Origin of the sequence: Pricia antarctica, from assembly GCF_900101815.1 — a bacterium.
Lineage (GTDB): Bacteria > Bacteroidota > Bacteroidia > Flavobacteriales > Flavobacteriaceae > Pricia > Pricia antarctica.
Genome location: NZ_FNAO01000001.1, coordinates 309,207 through 331,770, shown reverse-complemented (window position 1 = coordinate 331,770; position 22,564 = coordinate 309,207). Strand labels below are relative to the sequence as shown.

Below are 22,564 nucleotides of genomic sequence, written 5' to 3'. Positions count from 1 at the left end.
TTTGACATTTCATACAAGACGGCCAACGGTCACCCTCGAAATTTTTGGGGCCTAATACTCCCGCTGCGCCCAAATCTCATACAACGGCTCCCCCTTACTATTTTTGCCGGTATGGTGCCAATCGTCATCCTTGATTTCGTAACCGAAGTCCAAAGTCGCCCCCACGCGGGAATCGTCCCTTGAAAAGAAATCGATGTTTTCTATGTACTTTCCATCCTCCGAAGAAAACGAACCACCGCCCGTACCGAAGAACTCGAAGGTGTCGGTGTTGTAGGCAATCCATTGAAAACGGCCATCATGAAGATATTTTAAGGTCTTTCTGGGGTTCTCTTCGCCGCGCCGTTCTTGGCCTTCATCCGGTCCCCGTGTGGCGAAAAGCCATGCACCGTCTAAATCTTGCTCCTTTTTCCCCAAAGGTTTGAATGTCATTTTTAAATTCCAATCCAGCACCAAGTTTTTGCCATTGATTTCCATGGGAATGCTCAGCGTGCGCAACGAATCTTTTTCATAGTTCGAATTGAATTCAAGCACGACCACCAAGCGTTTTCCCGTAGCTTCTTCGACATGGGAGAATCCTCCGAGTGTCCTAATGAATTTCGGTGGGGATTGCCGATATTCGGTATATACCATGTAGTCATCATCGATTTTCAGTTCGTGGCGTGTGTTGTCCGTATCCGAAATATAGACGCCGGGCTGGATCTGGGCGTTCATTGCGACGGTACATCCAAAGAAAAAACCGATAGTCAAAATGCGGATGTGTTTTATGGTCTTCATGCGTTGTGATTTTATCCTTAAATATAGAAATAAATGAAATACCGATTGAAACCCAAACTTGTCAATTCTTGGTAAATTTTACCGAAACCCTTGTTTTGTGCGATTTTTTGTTTTCATTTGTTATGCCGAACGGGCTGACCTTGATTCGAGGCGCGATAATGACTCATATAACTAGTATTCCATACGCATTGAAGCAGTTTTTTTAGCAATCGTACTATGCATTTTTAAGAATCATATTTATATTTTCCTTCCATAAAGAATCTCACACGATCCAAATAGCGCATGAACACCAAATATATTGATCTTATTGATCAGACCTATTATTTTCCGCAAGAGGAATTTACCCTTGACGACGAATACCTTCGTTTTCACGACATCCCCTTAAATGAACTCGTGGAAAAATATGGTAGTCCCTTAAAGTTCACGTATCTGCCAAAGATATCCGATAATATTGGCCGCGCCAAGAACTGGTTCGCCCAAGCTATCGAAAAACATGCGTACAAGGGCAGGTATCAGTACTGTTATTGTACCAAGAGCTCCCATTTTAAGCATGTTTTGAATGAGGCTTTAAAGAACGACATCCATATAGAAACGTCTTCGGCTTTTGATATCAATATTGTGGAAAAGCTGAAAAAGGATGGAAAAATCAAAGATGACACGTATGTCATCTGCAACGGTTTTAAGCGGGACCAATATGTCGAGAATATTGCCAGGTTGATGAACGAGGGGCATAAGAATTGCATCCCCATCATCGATAACTATGAAGAAATAGAGCTATTGTCGGAGGCTATCGAAGGTGATTTTCAAGTAGGAATACGCATTGCATCCGAAGAGGAGCCGAAATTCGAGTTCTATACCTCGCGTTTGGGCATCGGGTATAAAAATATCGTGCCGTTCTACGAAAATCAAATCAAGGACAATGATAAGGTAGAGCTGAAAATGTTGCATTTCTTTATCAATACGGGAATTCGTGACAATGCCTATTATTGGAACGAGCTTGTAAAATGCCTTAAAGTATACGTGCGGTTGAAAAAGATATGTCCAACTTTGGATAGTCTGAACATCGGCGGTGGATTTCCCATAAAAAATTCGTTGCACTTTGAATACGATTACCAATATATGATCGATGAGATCATCAACCAGATCAATATTGCCTGTGCGGAAGCCGAGGTGCCGGTACCTCATATCTTCACCGAATTCGGAAGTTTTACGGTCGGGGAAAGTGGTGGCGCCATCTACGAAATCCTTTATCAAAAACAACAGAACGACCGGGAAAAATGGAACATGATCGATTCGTCGTTTATCACCACCTTGCCCGACACCTGGGCCATCAACAAACGTTTTATCATGCTGCCCATCAACCGGTGGAATGATGAGTACGAGCGGGTGCTGTTGGGCGGACTCACCTGCGACAGCGACGATTATTACAACAGTGAACAGAATATGAACGCCATATATTTGCCAAAATATAAAAGGGACAAGCCTTTATATATAGGATTTTTCAATACGGGTGCCTATCAAGAGACCATCGGCGGATATGGCGGGTTGCAGCATTGCCTGATTCCCCAACCTAAGCATATTTTGATCGACAAGGATAAAAAAGGTAACCTCACCTATGAACTTTTTAGTCCGGAACAGAAAGCCGAGGACCTTTTAGGAATATTAGGGTATGGTGCCGAAGGAGATGAAAATCGGAAAAAAGAAATAGTAAAGGATAAAAAGGAGAAGGCAGGTATAGAGAAATGATTTAAATAACCGGGTAAAAAAGAAAAGAAATAACCATTATAACTTTATTACAATGAGCACATCAAAGAATTACGCGGGCATACCCGACGAATTCGCACAACTGGAAACGGCAAAGGTAGTCTTGATACCCGTGCCTTACGATGGCACCAGCACTTGGGGCAAAGGGGCCGATAAGGGGCCACAGGCTTTTTTGGACGCCTCTGAAAATATGGAGCTATATGATATTGAGACCGATACCGAGGTCTACGAACAGGGTATCCATTTGGCCGACGCCATTACCGAAAACCAATCTCCGGAAGCCGTGGTCAATGCGGTGCATAAAACGGTGAAGGAACATATCAAGCGCAACAAGTTCGTTACCCTTTTTGGTGGGGAACATTCCATTTCCATCGGAACTATCCGCGCTTTTAACGAGTGTTTCGATAACCTGACCGTGCTTCAGATCGATGCCCATGCCGATTTACGGAAATCGTACGAGGGCTCCAAATACAATCACGCCTGTGCCGTACATGAGGCCAGTCAGACTACCAATCTGGTTCAGGTCGGTATCCGCTCCATGGATATTATCGAAAAAACCTTTATGGACGAAGAAAAGACCTTCTTCGCCCATGACACGGTCAATGATGAATTTTGGATGGATAAGGTAATCGAGGCAATGACCGATAACGTACTCATCACTTTTGACCTCGATGCGTTGGACCCTTCCATCATGCCGTCGACGGGAACTCCCGAGCCAGGAGGACTATTCTGGTACGAGACCTTGGAGTTCTTAAAACAGGTCTTTGAAGAGAAAAATGTGGTCGGTTTCGATATTGTCGAACTTTGTCCGAATCCGAACGACAAATCCTCCGATTTCTTGGCGGCAAAATTGTATTACAAGATGTTAAGCTATAAATTTATGGGCGAAGCTGCGGACGTGGAATATGACAACACCTATGATGTCGATCAACGTTCGGGCAACACCCCTTCAAAATTTGATGATGACGAAGACTAAAGGAGAAATATCAAAATTTATTGAAAAGTATTATCTGCATTTCAATGCTGCCGCGCTGGTCGATGCCGCCAAGGGCTATGAAGCGCAGCTTGAAAAAGGCGGAAAAATGTTGGTTTCCTTGGCGGGGGCGATGTCCACTGCCGAACTGGGCAAGATTTTTGCGGAAATCATACGGCAAGATAAAGTACATATCATTTCTTGTACGGGAGCTAATTTAGAGGAGGATATTATGAACCTTGTGGCGCATTCCCATTACAAGCGCGTTCCGAACTATCGCGACCTGACCCCCCAGGATGAGTGGGATTTGTTGGAAAAAGGATTGAACCGTGTAACGGATACTTGCATTCCTGAAGAAGAAGCCTTCCGAAGAATTCAAGAGCATATTGTCAAGATTTGGAAGGATGCCGAGGCAAATGGGGAACGCTACCTGCCGCATGAGTACATGTATAAATTGTTGCTTTCGGGAGTTCTTGAAGAACATTACGAAATTGACCTCAAGGATTCTTGGATGTACGCCGCGGCCGAAAAAAACTTGCCTATTATCTGTCCCGGTTGGGAAGACAGTACCATGGGCAATATTTTTGCCTCCTACGTGGTCAAGGGCGAACTTAAGGCCAGCACCATGAAATCTGGAATCGAATACATGACATTTTTGGCCGATTGGTACACCAATAATTCTCACAACGGAATAGGATTTTTTCAGATCGGTGGAGGCATTGCCGGTGATTTTCCCATCTGCGTCGTACCCATGCTCTATCAAGATTTGGAACGTACCGATACGCCCTTTTGGAACTATTTCTGCCAAATCAGCGATTCGACAACCAGTTACGGTTCCTATTCCGGTGCTGTGCCCAATGAAAAGATCACGTGGGGGAAACTGGACATCAACACCCCTAAATTTATAATAGAAAGCGACGCCACTATTGTTGCGCCCTTAATTTTTGCCTATCTTTTAGACTTATGAGTAAACAGAACAATACAAATTTAAAACGTGTAATCGTCGACTTCAAAAAACTGACGCCAGAAGTGCTAAAACTTTTGGTCGAAAGGTATCCCGATGGTTATGACGATAGAAATATCATCACTTTTAAGAATTCCCAAGGCGAACGCGTCGAGGCCGTTGAGGTGCTTACCGAGGATACCAAATACCTGGTAAAAATCAGCGCCAAGCTCGAATACACCATGGAAAACTACGATGAAGACGACTACGAGGATTTTGAAGACGACGATCCGGATGCGATCCTGGAGCCAGATCCAGAGGCCATGGAAGAAGAAGAGGATGATGAGGACTGATAGTTCAAACACCAAATACACCATATGATTGCAAAGGATATAGAAAATGTTGAACTGAAGTTTTTAGACCTGAAGGATTATCAGGAACTGAAAACGGCCATGAAAGAGATTTATAAAAATATACCTGACAACTACTGGGAAGAAAAACAAATCAAATCACTGATCAAAATGTTTCCCGAAGGTCAAGCGGTCATTAAGGTAAACGGGCAATTGGCAGGCTGCTCCCTTTCTATTATCGTCGACTACGACCGCTTCGAAGACAATCATACCTATCAAGAGATTACCGGCCAAGAAACATTCAGTACACATACCGAAGACGGTGACGTACTTTACGGAATCGATATATTTATTAAGCCGGAATACCGTGGATTGCGGTTGGGAAGAAGGCTCTACGATTACCGAAAGGAACTTTGCGAGAAGTTGAATTTGAAGAGTATCGCATTCGGCGGTAGAATTCCGAATTATCATGAATATGCCGATACCTTAACACCCAAAAAGTACATCGAAAAGGTAAGGCGGAAAGAAATTCATGACCCCGTACTTAGTTTTCAAATCAACAACGATTTTCATCCCGCAAAAATTTTAAAGAACTATCTAGCAGGCGACGAAGCCTCCAACGATTTTGCGGTCTTGATGGAATGGGACAATATCTATTACCAAAAACCATCGAAAAAAGTGGCCGCCAAGAAAAAGGTGGTGCGTTTGGGATTGATTCAATGGCAGATGCGGTCCTACAAGAATTTGGATGACCTTTTGCAGCAGGCGGAGTTCTTTATTGATTCCGTTTCCGGATACCGGTCCGATTTCGCCTTGTTCCCCGAATTTTTCAACGCACCTTTGATGGCTGAAAACAATCACATGCCCGAAGCGGAGGCTATTCGTGAACTTGCGAAACATACCGAGGCCATCGTTCAGAAATTTTCCGAGTTTTCGGTATCCTATAACATTAATATCATCACCGGGAGTATGCCCGAGATGAAGGGCGAAAGTCTTTACAATGTCGGTCATATCTGTAAAAGGGATGGCTCGGTAGAACGCTACGAAAAATTACATGTTACCCCCGACGAAGCGAAAATCTGGGGCATGCAGGGCGGTAAAGGTTTGAAAACGTTCGATACGGATTGTGGAAAGATTGGCGTTCTTATTTGCTACGATGTAGAGTTTCCGGAGTTGAGCAGACTCTTGGCCGATGACGGAATGGACATTCTCTTCGTACCTTTTCTGACCGATACCCAAAACGGATTTTCAAGGGTTCATCACTGCGCCCAGGCCCGGGCCATCGAAAATGAATGTTATGTAGCCGTAGCCGGTAGTGTAGGTAACCTGCCCAAAGTGCATAATATGGACATACAATTCGCCCAATCGATGGTGTTCACACCTTGTGATTTTTCCTTCCCCACCAATGGTGTGAAGGCTGAAGCGACGCCTAATGCCGAAATGATCCTCATAGCCGATGTCGATATCGACCTGTTGCGTGAGCTGAACCAATTCGGCGCCGTACGCAATTTGAAAGATAGACGGACGGATATTTATGAGTTGCGGAGGAAGTGATGTTTGAAAACACCTGCCTGTAGGAAAAAGAGAATAAAGACGAAAAATAAGGGTAATTCGAAAATTGATAAGGGCTTGGAGAATTTAAAGATTATCGGAAGTGACGAATGGTGTGTATTTAAAAAATTGGGTATACCCGCCATCAAGGCAAGGGTCGATTCAGGGGCGAAGACCTCGTCTATTCATGCGTCCAATATCGAAATTTTCAGTAAAGATGGCGTTGATTGGGTGCGGTTCGAAGTTGATCCCATCCAGGATGATTCGAGTATCTTGATCAAATGTGAGGCCAAGTTGCTCCGCAGTAAAATGATCAAGAGCAGTATGGGAGCCTCCGAAGAGCGTTTGATGATTCGAACGGCACTAACTTTAGGTGAGGATACGTATCTAATTAAACTGACCCTCGCCAGTAGAGATACCATGAACTACAGAATGCTTTTAGGACGGGAAGCTTTGAACAAGCGTTATCTGATCAATCCTGTTGAGCAATGCCTTCTTGGTAAGCTTACACAGGAGGAAGTTTTGCAAAAGTATTCCCAATTCTCTAAGTGAAAATGACGCGGCAAATCCCATAAATCCTATTTCTTTAAATTCCCCAACATTTCTTCAGTAGTTTTTTCCAAATCAAATTCCGCTTTCCAGCCCCAATCCAACTGCGCGCTAGAGTCATCAATACTACTCGGCCAAGAATTGGCGATGGCTTGCCGAAAATCAGGGTCGTAAGAAATTTCAAAATCCGGAATATGTTTTTTGATAATTTCTGCTATTTCAGAGGGCGTAAAACTCATTGCAGACAGGTTGTACGAGGATCGAATCTTTACTTTTTCGTAATCGGTATCCATAATTTGCAAAGTGGCGCGGATCGCATCGTCCATAAACATCATGGGCAAGGCGGTATCTGCTTTTAGGAAGCAAGTATATTTTGCCTCGGCCAAGGCCTTATGATAAATTTCCACGGCGTAATCAGTGGTACCGCCTCCAGGCTTGGTCTTCCAACTGATGAGTCCCGGATAACGTACGCTACGCACATCTACACCGAATTTATGATGGTAATAATCGCACCAGCGTTCGCCCGATTGTTTGCTGATACCGTATACCGTGCTAGGTTCCATAATCGTGCTTTGAGGCGTATCGGACTTCGGCGTATTCATTCCAAAAACGGCGATGCTCGATGGCCAGAATATTTTCTCGATTTTCTTCTCCTTGCCCAGATTCAGAACGTTGAATAGGGAATTCATATTAAGGTTCCAGGCCCGCATGGGAAATTTCTCCGCCGTTGCACTTAACATCGCCGCCATCAGATAAACTTCGTCGATTTCGTAGTAGGCGACCACCTCTTCCAAGGCATCGTAATCGGTCGCGTCGAGTATCTCAAAAGGTCCGGACCCCATCAGATCATCGTTGCCTTCGCGTATGTCGCTGGCGATGACGTTTTCGTTCCCGTATTTGTCTCTTAGTGCGTAGGTCAGTTCGGTACCTATCTGGCCGCAGGCACCCACTATTAAAATGGATTTTTGCATGGAATCTCTTTAAATGAAACTTGAACCCAAGATAAGTTCAGGGGCGCAAAGATACCGTTTCCTAAAATTCATATCTTTGATTTATGGTAAGATTCATCCTTTTAATACTAATTTGTTTCGGTTTTACATCGTGTAAGGATAAGAAAGCGGACCTGGTCTCTAGCGATACTTCCACTTACGAACTATCCACCGAAAAATGGCCTGATAAATTGGAGGTTGATTCAAAAGCGCGAGACATCTTAAAAGATTGGCCCGAATTCACTGTTTTTGAAACCAGTTTTGATGCGCTTTACAATGTAGCGAATCGCGATGATCTTAGTCTTACGATCGAGGATTTGATTGAAAAACAGAACGCGTTAGAAGCGTCTAAATACCCCGAAGTGTTTGATAAACCGCAGGTAAAAAGCCGTCAAAAAGTGTTCAAGACCTATATTTTAAAGGTCAAGGGCGATATCTACTACCGCATTGACCCCCAAGAATCCGTAGTCGAAATGATAAAGGCCTACAACGCCTTTCGCAACCAGTTCAACGTTGTGGTGAACAATACCTTGGATACCGATCTGATATTGGAGGAGTGAAACGGAGCGGGCAGTTATAAAGGCCATGAGCCTTTTATTACTCATTTACTCAATCCCCATCCTTCTTATTTTTGTCTTTCTTCGCTTTTTTTCCAGGAACGGTGGGCTCTTCGACCTTCGTCTTAGTTTTCACGGAATCGGGAGCTGGGGTAGCGGGAGGCGGATTTTTGCGGGCCACCAAGGCTTGCTTGCTCAGACTGGCCAAGTTAAAATTCGGGTCGATGGCCAGGGCCTCGTCGATGAGTGCAATGGCGGCATCAACATTATCTTTGTCCTTATTATATTGCGTTAAGGCCTTTAGGTGTAAAAAGGCCGCTTTTAGAGGTACTTCGTAGGGCTGCTGTCGTTCGTAAAACGCGTATTTCATATCGTCTTTGGCATTGGTGATGCCATATTCGATGTTGGTGACCGCCCCTGCATTGTCGCCAGTCTGTATCTTAAGGTCGGCAAGTTCATAGGCCAGATACACGTTCGGCTGTCGATCAAAAAGCTCCTGAAACTGCTCGAGGGCGCGCTTGGGCTGGTTCAAGGCCTTTAGAGAAATCGCCTTGACCTGCACCGCCATATCGGAGTCTGAGGAGTCCAACTCGATACCGATGGTGTTCAGGGCCTGTAAGTGTTGGTTATTATTGGCATAAACATAGGCAAGGGTATCTTTGCGTTGCTTTGATGGCGACAGTACGTTCAAATGAGTCAACGCATTGACCACTCCATCGACATCGCCTTGTTGACGCATCTCTTGATAAAAGGCCTCAAAGTGTTTTTGCAGATCGTTAGTGGTCTGGGCGGTCGCGGTGAAGAAAATACTAAAAAGTAATAGCGTTGCTAATTTTTTCATGTGTTCGATTTTAATAGGATGTCTATTTCTATTTTCGGTGCGCAAAATTAATATAATTATCGCTGTTAATCTGTTAAAGAGTTCAAAGACTGAAAGATGAATTTATGAGAGGATAGCAAACCACCTTCGATTGGCGCTGTATATTGTTTCTAGTAAGAGAGCAGGGGCAAGAACAATGATTAAAAGCACATACCGGTATTATACCAAATCTACTTGGATAACCATAGAAAAAGGATGCCCGAAGACATCCTTTTTCATAGGTAGGTTTGGTTGTTACTTGTCAGACAACGAGATGCATCCCGTTGTTTTGGTATGATTGTAAAAGTCCGGCATAAAACGCCACGCTTTTCGAATCCCTGTCGATACAGGTCTGTAAAAAATCATAGAGGTTCCGGAACCATAGATTGGCATGCAAGGTAGGGATATAGAGGTTGATTGTTTTCGGATCATAATCCCTATCGTCCATTACGATATCCAATACTACCCTTTTTCTGTGATAATCGAAAATGACATCCGTCGCATTATAGTGATTTTTCAAGATCGCTACATGTAAGTTTTCAAATTTCTGGGGAACTTTTTGCTTCGGACAACTACTGGCGACCAAGTTTTCGATTTCCATCAAAACCCGCCTCCGTAAACTTGAATTTTCCATGGCAAAGAGTTTTAAACTAATAACCAAATTTAGGTCTAAATCGATGAAATACAGGCTTCGTTAACAACAATCGGCGGACTTTGTTGTAAAAAGGCGAAAAGGTGTGGTGTACGTTTACTACAACGGTGTAGTAAACTCGAAATTCTTAACATTTGTAAGTGTGTAAGAAGACACAATCTTACCTTTTTTTAAGCTAGTGGCATTATAATCAGGAGCTTGTAATCCTTTTCCGATGGCTTTTGAAGTGTAGTATTCCTGTTTCGTCGGATGGTACGGATAGACCCCGTTAAAGGTTTCGCCCCACCAATTCTTTTGCAGAATTTCGGTGATGATCGTGATACAATCGTCCAATTGGATAAGATTGACCGGGGCGTTCCCGTTGGATAGATTTTTTCTTCCGGAAAGCATCCTTACAGGATGTCTGTCCGGACCTATCAATCCGCCAAATCGGATTATGGTAGCCATGAGCGAAGAGTCGTTCCGGAAGATATCCTCGGAAACAACAAGCTGTTTGCCCGATTCCGTTACAGGTTCGGGTGTAGTCTCTTCCGTCACCTCGCCATCGATATCCCCATACACTGAGGTGCTGCTCACGAAAATGACTTTTTTTACTGTCGATGCCTTTATTGCCTCATATAGCAGTTGCATCTTTTTGACGTAGTTTTCTTTATGGCCGCCCCTCAGTTTGGGCGGAACGTTGATGACCAGTGCATCCACATTGGATAGAAAGCCTTCGATATCCCCTTCGATACCCTCCTCTGAAAGCAAGATCAAAAAAGGATGGATACTTGCAGCTGCCAACTTTCCCATTTTTTCTTTGGATGTCGTACTGCCGTGAATTTGGCATCCATCCGCTATCAAAACCTTGGCCAAAGGCAGCCCCAGCCATCCGCAGCCCATAATGGCTATTGTGTTCGTCATATATTGCCCTGTTTGTATTTTAGAATATCATTTCGTTTTTCGATCAGTTTGTATTTTTACCGGGCACCCAACGCTAAATCTTACTCTTCCCCGATGTCAAATACCAAGGTTTTGACCGTTATAATCGCATCGTTCAGCACAAACGGCATCGGGATACTGTTCGCCGGCCGCTGAGGAACCTCAAAAAACGGATGCTGTAAAAGGTCGTTGGACGCTTCATTAAAGGTAAGGACCAGTCTTTCTGTTTTGGGAATGGTCAATCGCAGCTCCGTAGCATCATTGTCGCTGATGTAATGGGTAACCAATCTATGGGTGTTTTTGTTCGGCAGATCATAGGAAGAGAGCGGTAGGCCGTTTACCGAGGCCGAAATAATAGGCGAATTGTTCGTAAATATCTCGAGGCGATTGACGTTTCGCTGCGGAACTATCCGTATTTCAAGCAGACGCTCCTCTCCGATAATCGTATCCCTTTTTTTTTCTAGGGATGGGCCTTTGATTCCCTTCATTTCGGCATCGGCCACGTAACTGAATCCTAAATTATATTTGCTACTCAAGATAGGAAGACTTCCTGTTTCCGCCGACTGCTTTTCCTTTCCCAAAAATGCGTTGTTCCAATCAATCAAGACTTGGTCGTAGGTCGCCCATTGCGCTGAATTGGCATCCTCATTTATAATATAGACAAGACTACTGGGTTTGGCGGTATCGGCATCGAAACCGGAATTAAAATGGGCGGAAACAAAATATCCAAAGAAAAGAACCAAACCGATATAGGCGAGGGATTTTTTGTTCCTATAAAATCCGAAAACGGGAAGCAATAGAAAAAAGGTCAAGGTGGTCAATAGGGTAGAGGCTACTAGCATTTTTAGGCCGAGCCCGACGGTAAACCCAACAATCAAAGGGCTGTAGAGCCATATAGCGGGAAGTGCCAAAAAAACCATCAAAAACAGGCTCGGTCGTTTTTGGTCCATGGCGACGTACCACGCGGCCAATAGGCCGAATACGGGTACTATGAAAAAGCTTGCGCCTTCTAAGTAAACGGCCAATAGTCCACACAATACAATCCAAAGTAACAGGGGTGCTACCAATAGATCGGCGACGGCTATTCTTCGGAAATTGTAGTAGGTTCCGAAGCAGACCGATACTGCGAACAGTACGAAAGCGGCAATATAGGTGTGGCCATTATAAGTAAAGCCATGCAGTATGTCTTGGTACCCTGGGTACATCGATTTAAGCATCGGCCATGTGTAAAACCCCACGATTCCATTGATGGCCAAGGTGATCAGAAGCGGAAGAAACCCGCCCAAAATACCGCGGACCTTCAAAGTTTGTCGCCGGAACCCATATATAATAAGGACTATAAACGAGATGACGGCCAGCCCGAACATCGGCCATATCCATTCAAATGGGTAGGAAACCATACCAAAAAACGGCATGTTGAAATACACAAAATCGTTCAGACTTTTTAGGTGGTTCAAATCGGCATTCACAAAGTGGTGGAGTAAAGGCATCAGATAGCTTCCTTGGTGGGCCAAGGTGTTTTTGTCGAGCCGTTCGTAAGCATCCTGGGCGGTATGATAGTCGTAGTGATCGTCGATAAAGGCAAAATTAAAGCCATCGATATCCCTATTTTCACGAAAAACGGTCAGATCGGTATCATTGGGCAGCATTTTATAGATACTGTAGTACAGCGAGTTCGCCATCGGATATTCGGGATGCGCTTCAATAAATTCCAGCAATAGGTTTTGGTTGCCGCGATTTGTTTCGATAAAGGCATAGCTCGGGCCACCGCTGCCCCGGGCTTCAAAATTCAAGACCAGACCGACATCCTTGGCCCACGGATGTTTGTCGACAAATAGCTGTGCGCCGTTCAGCCCTAGTTCTTCCGCATCTGAAATTAGGATGATGATGTCGTTTTTTGGTTGTTTGCCTGTGGAAAGAAATGCCCGCACACTCTCCAATATAGTAGCGACCCCGCTACCCGCATCGCTAGCGCCGAGGGAAGAATGCGGACTGCTATCGTAATGCGAAAGCAATAACAAGGCTTTGCCGTTACCGGTACCTTCGATTCGGGCCAAAATGTTTTTTGCCTTGCTAAGGTTGGTGCCTTTTCCGAGGGAGTACCCTTCTTGGGTCGAAGTTTTCAACCCCATTTTCTTCAATTCGTCAATTAGGTATTTCCGGACCTTTTCATGTGCCGGAAAACCCACCCCGTGCGGCTTTTGGGAAAGCGCTTTTACATGTGTAAGGGCTCTATCCGTTGAAAACAAGGTGTCCGAGAGAGCAGCGTCGCTTTTGTAAACTGGCATTGACGCCCGAAAACTCCAGTAAATGGCCAGCAGAACAAGCAGTAGGGATAGGACGGAAGCTAATTTTTTCATGTGCGGTGGTGAAGGATAAAGGTATAAAATTTCGAAAACAGCGCGTACATGCCGGTATACCCATCCTTAATTCAAGTCGGTAATGCATGTGACGAGGCCCTTATTGCACAAAGAATTTAGCATAGTACCTAAAGGAAATGTGTCAAATTTATAGTCAAGAGGTTAAATTATTATAAAACATAACGAAAATTTATCTATCTTTAGTGATTAACACAAAAACCAAATCGATATGGGAATCAAGAGTTTTATGGGGCCTAGGGCCAAGACAACGACGAAGAAGGAATATAAGGCTCCGATATTGGTAACCGATTATATGACCCGAAAACTGGTCACCTTTACACCGGACCAATCCATTCTGGCCGTAATGGAACTTTTCACAAAACACAACATATCCGGTGGCCCGGTTTTGGACGATAACGGTTTTTTGGTAGGGATTATTTCCGAGGCCGATTGTATGAAAACAATTTCGGAAAGCCGTTATTTTAACCAACCCATATTGGATAAAAGTGTGGAGAAGTTTATGACCAAAGAGGTGGAGACCATTCCGCACGATATGAGCATATTCGATGCCGCGAACGTTTTCGACAAGCACAATAGAAGACGACTTCCGGTAATGCAAGACGGGCTCATAGTTGGTCAAATCAGTCGGAAAGATATTGTGGTGGCGGCTTTAAGATTGAGCGGGCAGAATTGGTAGGGGCGACAAGCCCCGACTAACTTCCATCCGAGGAAAAGGACTATTGCTCTATGGCATAAAGTCATCTCAACCGAAAACGGGAGGGTTTTTGTGGTCTCTTCCCACATCTATACAGAGAGGGATTGTCAAAAATTTAAATCCTAGAAAGGTTCCAAGTGTATTGAGAAACTTTCGGTGTTTTTAGTACTGAAGCGTTTTCGCCGAGGGCAAGCAACTAGGGAAAGACAAGGCTTCTTACTCCCTCTTTACGATCATATAATAATCATTATCCAACGGTAAATAGCCTAAATCATAGACAAAATAATAGATAGTTCCCTTTTTGGTGGTGTAGAGATTGGTGATAAATTCGAAATCGAAGCCTTTATCCACTAACCGGGTGCGGGTCGTTCGGGTCTTGCCGTCGCGTAAAGGGAAGCCATCTAAAATTCGGTAATTTTTACGAAGGCGGTTGTTGATGTTACGAATTAGATTTTTGCTGTCTTTGTTGACCTTGTTGTGAAAGGCATTGCGGCAGTAGTCGGAGCAGAATTTCTTGTCTACCCGGCCTATAATCTCGGTACCGCATTCCTCGCATTTTTTTTTCAAAACTCACTATTTTTTGTAACGGATATAATTGAATTTTACTTCCTCCGTGCTTCCACCCTCGTTCTCGATCAAGGCATAAATGTTGATTTCGTTGTCGTTTATTTTGTCAAAAGTAAATCCATCGAAATAGATTCGATTTTCGTCCGACTTGACTAATTTAAAACTTTGTACCTCGCCTTTTCTTCCAAGCCCTTCCAGTGGCCTTCCATCCACTTGTTTTCAGAAATATCTGTTTTTGTAGCGCTGACGTTTTCGGGAAGAGATACGGTGTTTTGGGCATGGGAATTCAGTCCAACAAAAAAGAGAAATATAACGATTGATTTCATCGGTTGGAATTCTTAGCGTGGATTAAGATAACAATTATCCGTTTACAAATGGATTTTTGATCGGTAAGCCGTTGGATTTGAACGTTGAGCATTCAGATTAGTACTATCAGATGAATTTGTTAGTACTCACCAAGCCAAAATTGATTTTACTTTTCTGAATTGCCAGAGAGGCCTACCGTGGCAGGCTGGCAATAGCTGTGTCCAGATTGATTTTATTCCTCAATCATGCCTGCGCGTTCGGGCGACTTCACCTGGGGCCAAATACGAATCTCGCCTGTTTTCGAATCATTTCCAAGAACCGCTTTTTCCCGGGATGTTTTTTCAGGGTCTTCACTGGCCTTGTAAGCCAGAATCGCAGTCAGAATGGCATTGTTGCGCACGTCGTCAAAGACAATCTTGTCGTAGGTATCCAAATTCGTATGCCACGTATAGTTCCCATAATCCCAACTTAGGGAACTCAGTGAAAAAGCAGGAGCTCCTGCGGCTACGAAAGAAGCATAATCCGAACCACCTCGGGCGGGAGAACCCGGAAAAGAGGTTTCGATATGTTGCGTAATATCGTCAGGAACGGCTTGAAGCCATCGTCCGATATAGTCGTAGGCGTTCAAAAAACCTTGGCCGGTGATACTGACAACCCTTCCGGTGCCATTGTCTTGGTTAAAGAGCGCCTGTACATTGTTCACGATTTCAGGATGGTCTTCGACAAAGGCTCGAGATCCGTTGAGTCCCTGTTCTTCGCTGCCCCAATGCCCGATTATAATCGTGCGTTTTGGATTTGGATATACTTTTTTAAGAATCCGTGCCGCCTCCAACATGGTAATCGTACCCGTGCCATTGTCGGTGGCTCCGGTGGCCCCGTCCCAAGAATCAAAATGGGCCGAGAGGATGATATATTCATTGGGAAGCTCTTTTCCCGGAATAGTAGCTATCGTATTGAAAGTCGGTACTTCGCCCAATTCCTTTGATTCGGCGACCAATTTGATCGTGGGCGTAACGCCATGTTCTACCATACGATAAAGCATTCCATAATCCTCGAGGGATAGATCGACTACAGGAATTTTATCGGTATTGGCGCTAAAAATTTTGTTCGCCCCGAACCCTTCCGACCAGCGGGATTGGATAATACCGACCGCGCCTGCTTTTTCCAGCGCTTCGTTAATATTTCTGGAAGTATACCCCATGTTTTTAAAATTTTGCTGCCAGGCATCCTCTTTTTCTTGACGCTCGTTTTTCATTTTCTCGAAGGAAGTCTCCGTGGCGTATTCTTCCCAATTTTCATCAGGTCTTCCCGTTGGCTGTTCCATCGAAACCATCACGAATTTTCCTTTTACCGAAGGCAACCATTTATCAAATGCTAGGGAATCGGAAACTGTCAGTAATGCAATTGGATTTGCCGTGACCCCTTTTTTGCCTGTACTAGGGCTCCAGGCCAGTTGCATTCCATCTAAGGTAACCAATCGCGGTTCGAGCATATCGATATGGGTAATGCCCCTTTGCCAGCCGCGCCATTTGCCCCATTCTTCGTTTTTGGCTTCTATGCCCCACTTTTTATAGGTCTCGACGGCCCATTTGTGGGCATTTTCCATTTGAGGGGTACCTACTAAACGCGGTCCGATAACATCCATAAGTTCATAGGCGAGCTGTTCCAATTGTGAATTTTCATTGGCTTCTTTTTGGATGGCCGCAACCACGTCATCTGTGGTTTGTGCGAATAGAAAAGAGGTACAAACGAAGAGTGCGAAACAGAAATAAACAAGTCTTTTTTTCATGGTTTTTGAGATTGTGTGAAGATGAATAAGGGTTTTGTTTCGCTGTTACAGCTAAATAAAATAAAGAACAAAATGATCGTTACATGTCTCATAGTTTCTTTTGGCAGCAATGGCAACGAAGATAGGGATAAATAATCTTTTGGTTTACAGATTTTACATTGATTCATCACATTATCAAAAAACGCTAGACTATTTAAACATCTGACCTACAATTACAAAACCATTTTCAAACGTTTACAAACGAAAGTAATTATTTCTCAACCGAATAAAATTTGGAGTGCGTTCTATGTTTGCCCTGTCGAACGAAAGACGTTTGATTGCATTAACTGTTTAACCTTTAAAATTAGGTATTATGAACGCAATTAAGAACAGAGTACAGTTGATCGGTAATTTGGGCCAAGACCCAGAAATCGTAACCTTGGAAAGCGGGAGCAAGCTCGCAAAATTTTCACTTGCAACGAGCGATTACTATAAGAACGCCAATGGTGAAAAGGTAGAGGACACCCAATGGCATAATATTGTCGCTTGGGGCAAGACAGCTGAAATTGTGGAGAGTTATCTCACCAAGGGCAAGCAGGTGGCCATAGAAGGCAAATTGATCCATCGCACTTATGAAACCAAAGAGGGCGAAAAGAAATACTTCACCGAAATTAAATGTAATGAGCTTTTGATGTTGGGGAAGTAGACCCTGTTTATTGACCCTATGTGGAATTAGAAAATTGGAGGACGCAATTTGCGTCCTCCAATATTTTAAAACAATCCTTATTTTTACGATTATGACTTCTACGATACAACAAGAACTCCTGCCCTTATTAAAAACCCATTTCGGTTACGATTCTTTCCGTCCGAACCAGTTGGAGGTGATGGGCGATATCCTATCAAAAAAAAATGTGATGGCCATTATGCCTACGGGCGGCGGAAAATCGCTTTGTTTTCAACTCCCTGCTCTGGCGAACGAGGGCACGGCCGTGGTCGTTTCGCCTTTGATTGCATTGATGAAAGATCAAGTAGATGCGCTACGTGCCAATGGAGTAGCCGCAGCTTATTATAACAGTTCCCAGCCCTATGAGGTACAGCAAGAAATACTGCGATCGCTTAGACAGGGCGAATTAAAACTTTTCTATGTCGCCCCCGAAAGTCTCTACCAGTTTGATTCGGTTTTCAAGGATATTCACATCAGCTTGTTCGCGATCGACGAAGCCCATTGTATATCCTCCTGGGGACACGATTTTCGACCTGCATATACACAATTGGGAACTTTGAAAGAACGTTTTCCGAACGTTCCGATTATGGCGCTCACCGCTACGGCGGACAAGACTACCCAAGATGATATTGTGGATCAATTGAGCATCCCGGATGCGGATCGGCATTTGGCATCTTTCGACCGTCCGAATCTTTTTCTAGAAGTACGCCCCGCTCAAAACCGGATAAAAAAAATTGTCGATTTTTTAGCGCAACGCCCCGGAGAAAGCGGAATCATCTATTGCCTAAGTCGAAAGAATACCGAAAAGATCGCCGAACGCTTGTGTGATTCCGGTTTTCAGGCCAAAGCGTATCATGCCGGTATGACTTCGGAAGAACGGTCTTCCGTGCAAGAGGATTTTATTACCGATCGAATACCGATAATCGTGGCCACCATCGCTTTCGGAATGGGTATCGATAAAAGCAACGTTCGTTTCGTAATCCATTATAACCTTCCGAAAAATGTCGAGGGCTATTATCAAGAAATCGGCCGTAGCGGCCGTGACGGTCTGCCAGCACATGCGCTGTTGTTCTACAGTTATGGCGATGTCACCCTGTTGCGCAGATTTATTGCCGATAGCGATAACGCAGAGGTGGAATATGCCAAGCTCGAACGTATGCAGCAGTTTGCGGAGGCCTTAAGCTGTCGCCGCATCGCCTTGCTCAATTATTTTGGCGAGCCAATCTATGAGAATTGTGGCAATTGCGATATTTGTAAACGCCCGCCCAAATACTTCGACGGTACGTTGCTGACCCAAAAAATCTGTTCGGCGGTGGCACGACTCAAAGAAAACGAGGCCATGGGTATGGTCGTCGACGTATTGCGGGGTGCCCAGAACGCCCAGGTCTTTGATAACGGCTATCAAAATGTAAAAACTTACGGAGCGGTTAAAGAAGTCTCCTGGCTCGATTTACAGCAATATGTCATTCAATTATTGAATCAAGGCATATTGGAAATCAATTTCAGGGAAGGTTCTAGAATAGCCCTTACTTCTTCTGCGAAGCAAGTGCTTTTCGAAGGAAAACAGGTCCGCTTGGCCGTCTTGGAAAAGGAAAAATTGAAGACTAAAAAAGAAGGCAAGACTGCGGCAAAACCATCTGGACTTTTCGAAAAACTGCGCTTGCTCAGACAGCAGATCGCTCAGGAGGCTAATGTACCCGCCTATGTAGTCTTCAGCGATGCCAGTTTAAGGGATATGGAAGAAAAAATGCCGTACGACGAGGCTGATTTTTTGGAAATATCGGGAGTAGGGGAAGCTAAACTTGAAAAATATGCCACCGCTTTTCTTAAGGAAATTAATAGGCATAAAAAAACTTTGGAATCCAAAGAGGTGACTACGCATGAACTTTCCTTGAATTTGTTCAATGAAGGCGTTTCTGTCAAAGAAATTGCTAGGAATAGGGGAATCGCAGAGAATACCGTTTATGGTCATTTGTTAAAGATGGCCGATGAAGGAAAGTCCATCGATTTGTATCAATTCATATCCGACCAAGAAATAGAAAATATCAAACACGCGAAATCAAAACTAAAAGATCCAGAAGGATTGAGCCCCTACTTTGACTATTTTGAGGAAAAGATACCGTATTGGAAGATTAAGATGGGGCTTTATTTGTTGAAATAGTTGTCTTTACGCCACGCTCGTGGATTTCTCAAAATTAAATACTGAATTTTAATGCGGCGAAGGGATCTGGTTACTGGGAAGGCGTCTTAATGAGATGGTAATGTCGCCATAAATTTTTGACAACTCGGAGAAATTTTCTAGTCTCTTCGGAAATACTTTCGTGCTTCAGCCTCTCTTATCAATGACGCTAATAGGCTTTCTCCCTAATTTTGACATCCGCAGTTTTTGCACTTCTTCCTTTGGAACAAATTCGATACCTGGTGTTACCCGTAGCCTCGAACGGAAGTGATCTTTTATCGTTTGCAAAAGTTCTTCGGAAGGCGTTTTTGTAGCGATTTTGATTCGAATTTCATCCGTGCCGATGCTATTATGGTAGATTTCGATAACAAAATTGTCCACCTCGGGAAAACCGTTTAATGCATTGTGCATGGCGGGCGGATAGAGTGTGGTGCCTTTATATTTGATCATTTGTTTTTTACGGCCTACAACGGGGCCCAGTCTCAAGGTGTTCCTTCCGCAATCGCAGGGCGCGGTATGGGCTACAACCATGTCGCCGGTCTTAAACCGTAATAGGGGCATGGCCTCAACCCCCAAAGTCGTGATGACCAGCTCGCCTTCGGTGCCATCGGGAACGGGTTTCTCTTCATCGTCCAAAATTTCCGTGATAATCAGTTCCGGGTGATGGTGACCACCTTGCTGCTCCGAACACTCGGTGAACGCTGTGCTCATTTCGGTGGAGGCGTAGGTGGAATATAGTTTAATGTTCCAAGCCGATTTTATCTTATTGGCCAAGACGTTGAGCGAGAAATCTTGGTCGCGCAGCGATTCGCCGATGCAAATCGCTCCTTTTATTTGTGAAGCGTTCACATCGATATCATGTTGTTCGGCGTACTCTATTAATTTTAATAGGAAAGAGGGTACCACAATTAAATAGGAAGGCCTGAATTTTTGAATGGTATCCCAATGTAATTCAGGGATGCCTGCCCCGACGCGTATGATTCCTGCCCCCAGCTTTCTGGCGCCGAGAAAATAGGCAAGCCCCGCCATAAAACGGCGGTCGATAGTTGTGGTCAATTGTAAAACGTCTTCGTCGGTCACCCCGGCGCAGGCAAACGAAATCGCCTCATTATAGGCCAATCGGTCAAGATCGGCATCAGTCAAACCAATGGTCACAGGTTCGCCAAGTGTACCCGATGTGGTTACAAAATCAACGATTTTTTTTTTCGGAACGCACAAAAAGTCATCGTTATACTTTTGAAGATCTTCCTTTGAAGTAGTAGGAATACGACTCAGATCTTCTAAAGTTGAGACCGCATTGGAACTTATTTTATGCTTACGGAACAACCGCTGATAATACGGTGAATTCGTATTCAGATATTCCAAAAGCTCCCGCAGTTTTTCTTCTTGGAAGGTCTTGATTTCTGGTAAGGATGCTTTTTCTATCTCTGGAACCATGTGAAACAATCCATATCTACTAATTTCTTTCACCGTTTTAACTTGCGAATATAATGCTCTATTTCTTTCCGGTCCGGAACGGTGGTGATTTCTTTGGCCTCGGCTTCCAAAAAAGCGTTCAGGGCCAAGCGGTCATAACCTTTTTCATAGTTGTACTTCCCGACTAGGTAGTATGCTTCCCAAAAATCCGGGTTTAAGAGGATAAATTTTTGCAGCAGATTTTGTCCCACATGTCCATCCGAAGAAATCTCATCTACAATTTGTTTTCGGAGCTTCCGATAATCCATATAGTGTTGATAGGCCAAAGTATTAACAAAAGGGTCTTTAGGAATGTTCAATTCGTCTTCGGACATCGATTTTACCCTACCATCACCATCCTTTTTACCGAAAATTTCTTTAAGGTCGTAGGCCACGAACTCCCCCAATTGATACGGGTTGCTGGATACCCACACTTTCAAGTCTTCAGGTTGGAAAACAATGCCGTGGTGCGCCAACAATTGGTTCAGTGCCTTTTCGTTACCGTAACCGATGTGCTTTTCATCAAGGCCTTTTTTATCACGAAGGATGTCAACGGCAATTTTGGGAGTTATTTTAGGCTTTTCGTCCAGCAGCTCTTCCATCCGCTCGTACCGGTACTGCGAATGACTTTCGAGTATGTGTTTTTGATTTTTTTTGTCGTTGACGTAGGCCGCACTCTGAAAATGGTTGGAACAAATCAATTGGTTCGAGCTTTCGACTTCGTAAACGCCAAAATTATGCGGTGATACCTCGATACTGGCCGCTCGCTTATCTTTGGCACTTCCAACGAAAATGGATTCCGAGACAAAGACTTCCCGTTTTTTGGCAATGGCTATTGCCTCTTCAATTGTCGACGCGTATTGTAAGATTTCTCGGGTAACCAGTGATATGGGAGTTTTGGCGACCAACGGAAATTTTGATTTCCCCGCATTGATTGTGACGGTCAGGCCCTGGTCGTTCATTCCCGATAGTACCCCGATAAATCCACCCCAAGCGACTGACATAAACTTATGTCCTTGATCGGGTTCGACAAATGTGATAATCTTATTCTTGGCGAATTCATCCCCCACATAGAAATCGAAGTTGCGGCCGATAATCATTTTGCCGTCCTCGGTATGGTCGCCCCATGCGGCGAAACTGGAACAGCCGACCAAGGCTAGGTCTTGCAGGGCATGGCCTATGTCATGTGCCCCGTGAAAGTACATGACCCTTTGATAGGGTTTAGCGATATAGTCGAAATCTTTTGAGGCATACTGCGACATTCCATAGATTTCTGCTTTGTATTGCTCGTCGATGTTGCGATACATTTTACGGTTGAACCAGGCCAAAAACTTTCGGAGTAGTTTTTGTTTGCCTTTAGACGGAACAAGTTCATCAATTTTCTTGACAAAAATCTTTTCCTGTTGGTTAAAGAGTTCTTGGGTTAGGCTCCCTGTTTTTAATCCGAGCTCGTACGGATTACCGCTGACATATAACTCCCATTGACCCTGTCGGTTCTTGGTCAGAAAATCATTGCCCAATGTGAAAGTGGAGTCGTTACGTTTTGTTCGCTCAGGGATTTCGGATTCGTATTGGCTTACGTTCGGTATATCGTGCAAGGATTTTTTG

At 44.1% G+C, this 22,564-nt stretch carries 21 protein-coding genes; 10 read left to right on the top strand and 11 right to left on the bottom strand.

Going from position 1 to position 22,564, the window contains the following annotated elements; all coding sequences use genetic code 11:
• Positions 1–51: 51 nt before the first annotated feature.
• Positions 52–774: a hypothetical protein gene (locus tag BLT07_RS01390; RefSeq protein ID WP_245726420.1), complete on the bottom strand. Its 723-nt coding sequence runs from the start codon at positions 772–774 to the stop codon at positions 52–54.
• Positions 775–1,056: 282 nt separating this feature from the next.
• On the opposite strand from BLT07_RS01390, the gene BLT07_RS01385 reads away from it, so the two are divergent.
• From BLT07_RS01385 to BLT07_RS01360, 6 genes are all read left to right on the top strand, one after another.
• Entirely contained in the window at positions 1,057–2,520 is a 1,464-nt protein-coding gene (locus BLT07_RS01385; RefSeq protein WP_091864961.1) for an arginine decarboxylase, read from the top strand.
• Positions 2,521–2,572: 52 nt separating this feature from the next.
• Positions 2,573–3,514: an agmatinase gene (gene speB / locus BLT07_RS01380; protein ID WP_091864959.1), complete on the top strand. Its 942-nt coding sequence runs from the start codon at positions 2,573–2,575 to the stop codon at positions 3,512–3,514.
• Entirely contained in the window at positions 3,501–4,478 is a 978-nt protein-coding gene (locus BLT07_RS01375; RefSeq protein WP_091864957.1) for a deoxyhypusine synthase family protein, read from the top strand. The genes speB and BLT07_RS01375 overlap by 14 nt, the downstream gene beginning before the upstream one ends.
• A complete protein-coding gene (locus BLT07_RS01370; RefSeq protein ID WP_091864955.1) occupies positions 4,475–4,807 on the top strand; it encodes a hypothetical protein in 333 nt (110 codons plus the stop codon). Before BLT07_RS01375 ends, BLT07_RS01370 begins: the two co-directional genes overlap by 4 nt.
• A gap of 24 nt (positions 4,808–4,831) precedes the next feature.
• On the top strand, positions 4,832–6,358 hold the full coding sequence (locus BLT07_RS01365; protein WP_175455225.1) for a bifunctional GNAT family N-acetyltransferase/carbon-nitrogen hydrolase family protein: 1,527 nt from the start codon (positions 4,832–4,834) through the stop codon (positions 6,356–6,358).
• Between the two features lie 75 nt (positions 6,359–6,433).
• Positions 6,434–6,907, top strand: a complete 474-nt coding sequence (locus tag BLT07_RS01360) for an ATP-dependent zinc protease family protein (protein WP_091864953.1) — start codon at positions 6,434–6,436, stop codon at positions 6,905–6,907.
• Between the two features lie 26 nt (positions 6,908–6,933).
• On the opposite strand, the gene BLT07_RS01355 is transcribed toward BLT07_RS01360, so the two are convergent.
• Positions 6,934–7,875, bottom strand: a complete 942-nt coding sequence (locus BLT07_RS01355) for an NAD-dependent epimerase/dehydratase family protein (RefSeq protein ID WP_091864951.1) — start codon at positions 7,873–7,875, stop codon at positions 6,934–6,936.
• Positions 7,876–7,958: 83 nt separating this feature from the next.
• On the opposite strand from BLT07_RS01355, the gene BLT07_RS01350 reads away from it, so the two are divergent.
• On the top strand, positions 7,959–8,453 hold the full coding sequence (locus tag BLT07_RS01350) for a hypothetical protein (protein ID WP_091864949.1): 495 nt from the start codon (positions 7,959–7,961) through the stop codon (positions 8,451–8,453).
• A 49-nt stretch (positions 8,454–8,502) separates the two neighbouring features.
• On the opposite strand, the gene BLT07_RS01345 is transcribed toward BLT07_RS01350, so the two are convergent.
• From BLT07_RS01345 to BLT07_RS01330, 4 genes are all read right to left on the bottom strand, one after another.
• On the bottom strand, positions 8,503–9,291 hold the full coding sequence (locus BLT07_RS01345; protein WP_245726419.1) for a tetratricopeptide repeat protein: 789 nt from the start codon (positions 9,289–9,291) through the stop codon (positions 8,503–8,505).
• A gap of 280 nt (positions 9,292–9,571) precedes the next feature.
• Entirely contained in the window at positions 9,572–9,943 is a 372-nt protein-coding gene (locus tag BLT07_RS01340) for a hypothetical protein (RefSeq protein WP_091864947.1), read from the bottom strand.
• 117 nt (positions 9,944–10,060) lie between these two features.
• A complete protein-coding gene (locus BLT07_RS01335) occupies positions 10,061–10,864 on the bottom strand; it encodes an SDR family oxidoreductase (RefSeq protein ID WP_091864945.1) in 804 nt (267 codons plus the stop codon).
• Positions 10,865–10,944: 80 nt separating this feature from the next.
• Positions 10,945–13,242, bottom strand: coding sequence for a M28 family peptidase (locus BLT07_RS01330; RefSeq protein WP_091864943.1), 2,298 nt, complete (start codon positions 13,240–13,242; stop codon positions 10,945–10,947).
• 229 nt (positions 13,243–13,471) lie between these two features.
• Here BLT07_RS01330 and BLT07_RS01325 point away from each other — a divergent pair, with 229 nt between their 5' ends.
• Positions 13,472–13,939 carry a CBS domain-containing protein gene (locus BLT07_RS01325; RefSeq protein ID WP_091864941.1) on the top strand — a complete coding sequence of 156 codons (468 nt, stop codon included), beginning with the start codon at positions 13,472–13,474 and terminating at the stop codon, positions 13,937–13,939.
• 234 nt (positions 13,940–14,173) lie between these two features.
• Here the strand turns inward: BLT07_RS01325 and BLT07_RS01320 are convergent, their stop codons facing one another.
• From BLT07_RS01320 to BLT07_RS01310, 3 genes are all read right to left on the bottom strand, one after another.
• Positions 14,174–14,524 carry a hypothetical protein gene (locus BLT07_RS01320; protein ID WP_091864939.1) on the bottom strand — a complete coding sequence of 117 codons (351 nt, stop codon included), beginning with the start codon at positions 14,522–14,524 and terminating at the stop codon, positions 14,174–14,176.
• Between the two features lie 152 nt (positions 14,525–14,676).
• Positions 14,677–14,850: a hypothetical protein gene (locus tag BLT07_RS21270; RefSeq protein WP_245726418.1), complete on the bottom strand. Its 174-nt coding sequence runs from the start codon at positions 14,848–14,850 to the stop codon at positions 14,677–14,679.
• Between the two features lie 212 nt (positions 14,851–15,062).
• A complete protein-coding gene (locus tag BLT07_RS01310; RefSeq protein ID WP_091864935.1) occupies positions 15,063–16,619 on the bottom strand; it encodes a M20/M25/M40 family metallo-hydrolase in 1,557 nt (518 codons plus the stop codon).
• A 352-nt stretch (positions 16,620–16,971) separates the two neighbouring features.
• On the opposite strand from BLT07_RS01310, the gene BLT07_RS01305 reads away from it, so the two are divergent.
• Both BLT07_RS01305 and recQ read left to right on the top strand, forming a co-directional pair.
• On the top strand, positions 16,972–17,304 hold the full coding sequence (locus tag BLT07_RS01305; protein WP_091864933.1) for a single-stranded DNA-binding protein: 333 nt from the start codon (positions 16,972–16,974) through the stop codon (positions 17,302–17,304).
• A gap of 91 nt (positions 17,305–17,395) precedes the next feature.
• Positions 17,396–19,483: a DNA helicase RecQ gene (gene recQ, locus BLT07_RS01300; protein ID WP_091864931.1), complete on the top strand. Its 2,088-nt coding sequence runs from the start codon at positions 17,396–17,398 to the stop codon at positions 19,481–19,483.
• 165 nt (positions 19,484–19,648) lie between these two features.
• Here the strand turns inward: recQ and BLT07_RS01295 are convergent, their stop codons facing one another.
• Both BLT07_RS01295 and BLT07_RS01290 read right to left on the bottom strand, forming a co-directional pair.
• Positions 19,649–20,938: a flexirubin biosynthesis putative acyl-CoA ligase FlxY gene (locus BLT07_RS01295; protein WP_091864929.1), complete on the bottom strand. Its 1,290-nt coding sequence runs from the start codon at positions 20,936–20,938 to the stop codon at positions 19,649–19,651.
• A gap of 29 nt (positions 20,939–20,967) precedes the next feature.
• Positions 20,968–22,554, bottom strand: a complete 1,587-nt coding sequence (locus tag BLT07_RS01290; protein WP_245726417.1) for a C45 family autoproteolytic acyltransferase/hydrolase — start codon at positions 22,552–22,554, stop codon at positions 20,968–20,970.
• Positions 22,555–22,564 lie beyond the last annotated feature (10 nt).

Coding starts and splice junctions, on each gene's coding strand:
- BLT07_RS01390 (WP_245726420.1), bottom strand. CDS start 774: ATGAAGACCATAAAACACATCCGCATTTTGACTATCGGTTTTTTCTTT.
- BLT07_RS01385 (WP_091864961.1), top strand. CDS start 1,057: ATGAACACCAAATATATTGATCTTATTGATCAGACCTATTATTTTCCG.
- speB (WP_091864959.1), top strand. CDS start 2,573: ATGAGCACATCAAAGAATTACGCGGGCATACCCGACGAATTCGCACAA.
- BLT07_RS01375 (WP_091864957.1), top strand. CDS start 3,501: ATGACGAAGACTAAAGGAGAAATATCAAAATTTATTGAAAAGTATTAT.
- BLT07_RS01370 (WP_091864955.1), top strand. CDS start 4,475: ATGAGTAAACAGAACAATACAAATTTAAAACGTGTAATCGTCGACTTC.
- BLT07_RS01365 (WP_175455225.1), top strand. CDS start 4,832: ATGATTGCAAAGGATATAGAAAATGTTGAACTGAAGTTTTTAGACCTG.
- BLT07_RS01355 (WP_091864951.1), bottom strand. CDS start 7,875: ATGCAAAAATCCATTTTAATAGTGGGTGCCTGCGGCCAGATAGGTACC.
- BLT07_RS01350 (WP_091864949.1), top strand. CDS start 7,959: ATGGTAAGATTCATCCTTTTAATACTAATTTGTTTCGGTTTTACATCG.
- BLT07_RS01345 (WP_245726419.1), bottom strand. CDS start 9,291: ATGAAAAAATTAGCAACGCTATTACTTTTTAGTATTTTCTTCACCGCG.
- BLT07_RS01340 (WP_091864947.1), bottom strand. CDS start 9,943: ATGGAAAATTCAAGTTTACGGAGGCGGGTTTTGATGGAAATCGAAAAC.
- BLT07_RS01335 (WP_091864945.1), bottom strand. CDS start 10,864: ATGACGAACACAATAGCCATTATGGGCTGCGGATGGCTGGGGCTGCCT.
- BLT07_RS01330 (WP_091864943.1), bottom strand. CDS start 13,242: ATGAAAAAATTAGCTTCCGTCCTATCCCTACTGCTTGTTCTGCTGGCC.
- BLT07_RS01325 (WP_091864941.1), top strand. CDS start 13,472: ATGGGAATCAAGAGTTTTATGGGGCCTAGGGCCAAGACAACGACGAAG.
- BLT07_RS21270 (WP_245726418.1), bottom strand. CDS start 14,850: ATGAAATCAATCGTTATATTTCTCTTTTTTGTTGGACTGAATTCCCAT.
- BLT07_RS01310 (WP_091864935.1), bottom strand. CDS start 16,619: ATGAAAAAAAGACTTGTTTATTTCTGTTTCGCACTCTTCGTTTGTACC.
- BLT07_RS01305 (WP_091864933.1), top strand. CDS start 16,972: ATGAACGCAATTAAGAACAGAGTACAGTTGATCGGTAATTTGGGCCAA.
- recQ (WP_091864931.1), top strand. CDS start 17,396: ATGACTTCTACGATACAACAAGAACTCCTGCCCTTATTAAAAACCCAT.
- BLT07_RS01295 (WP_091864929.1), bottom strand. CDS start 20,938: ATGGTTCCAGAGATAGAAAAAGCATCCTTACCAGAAATCAAGACCTTC.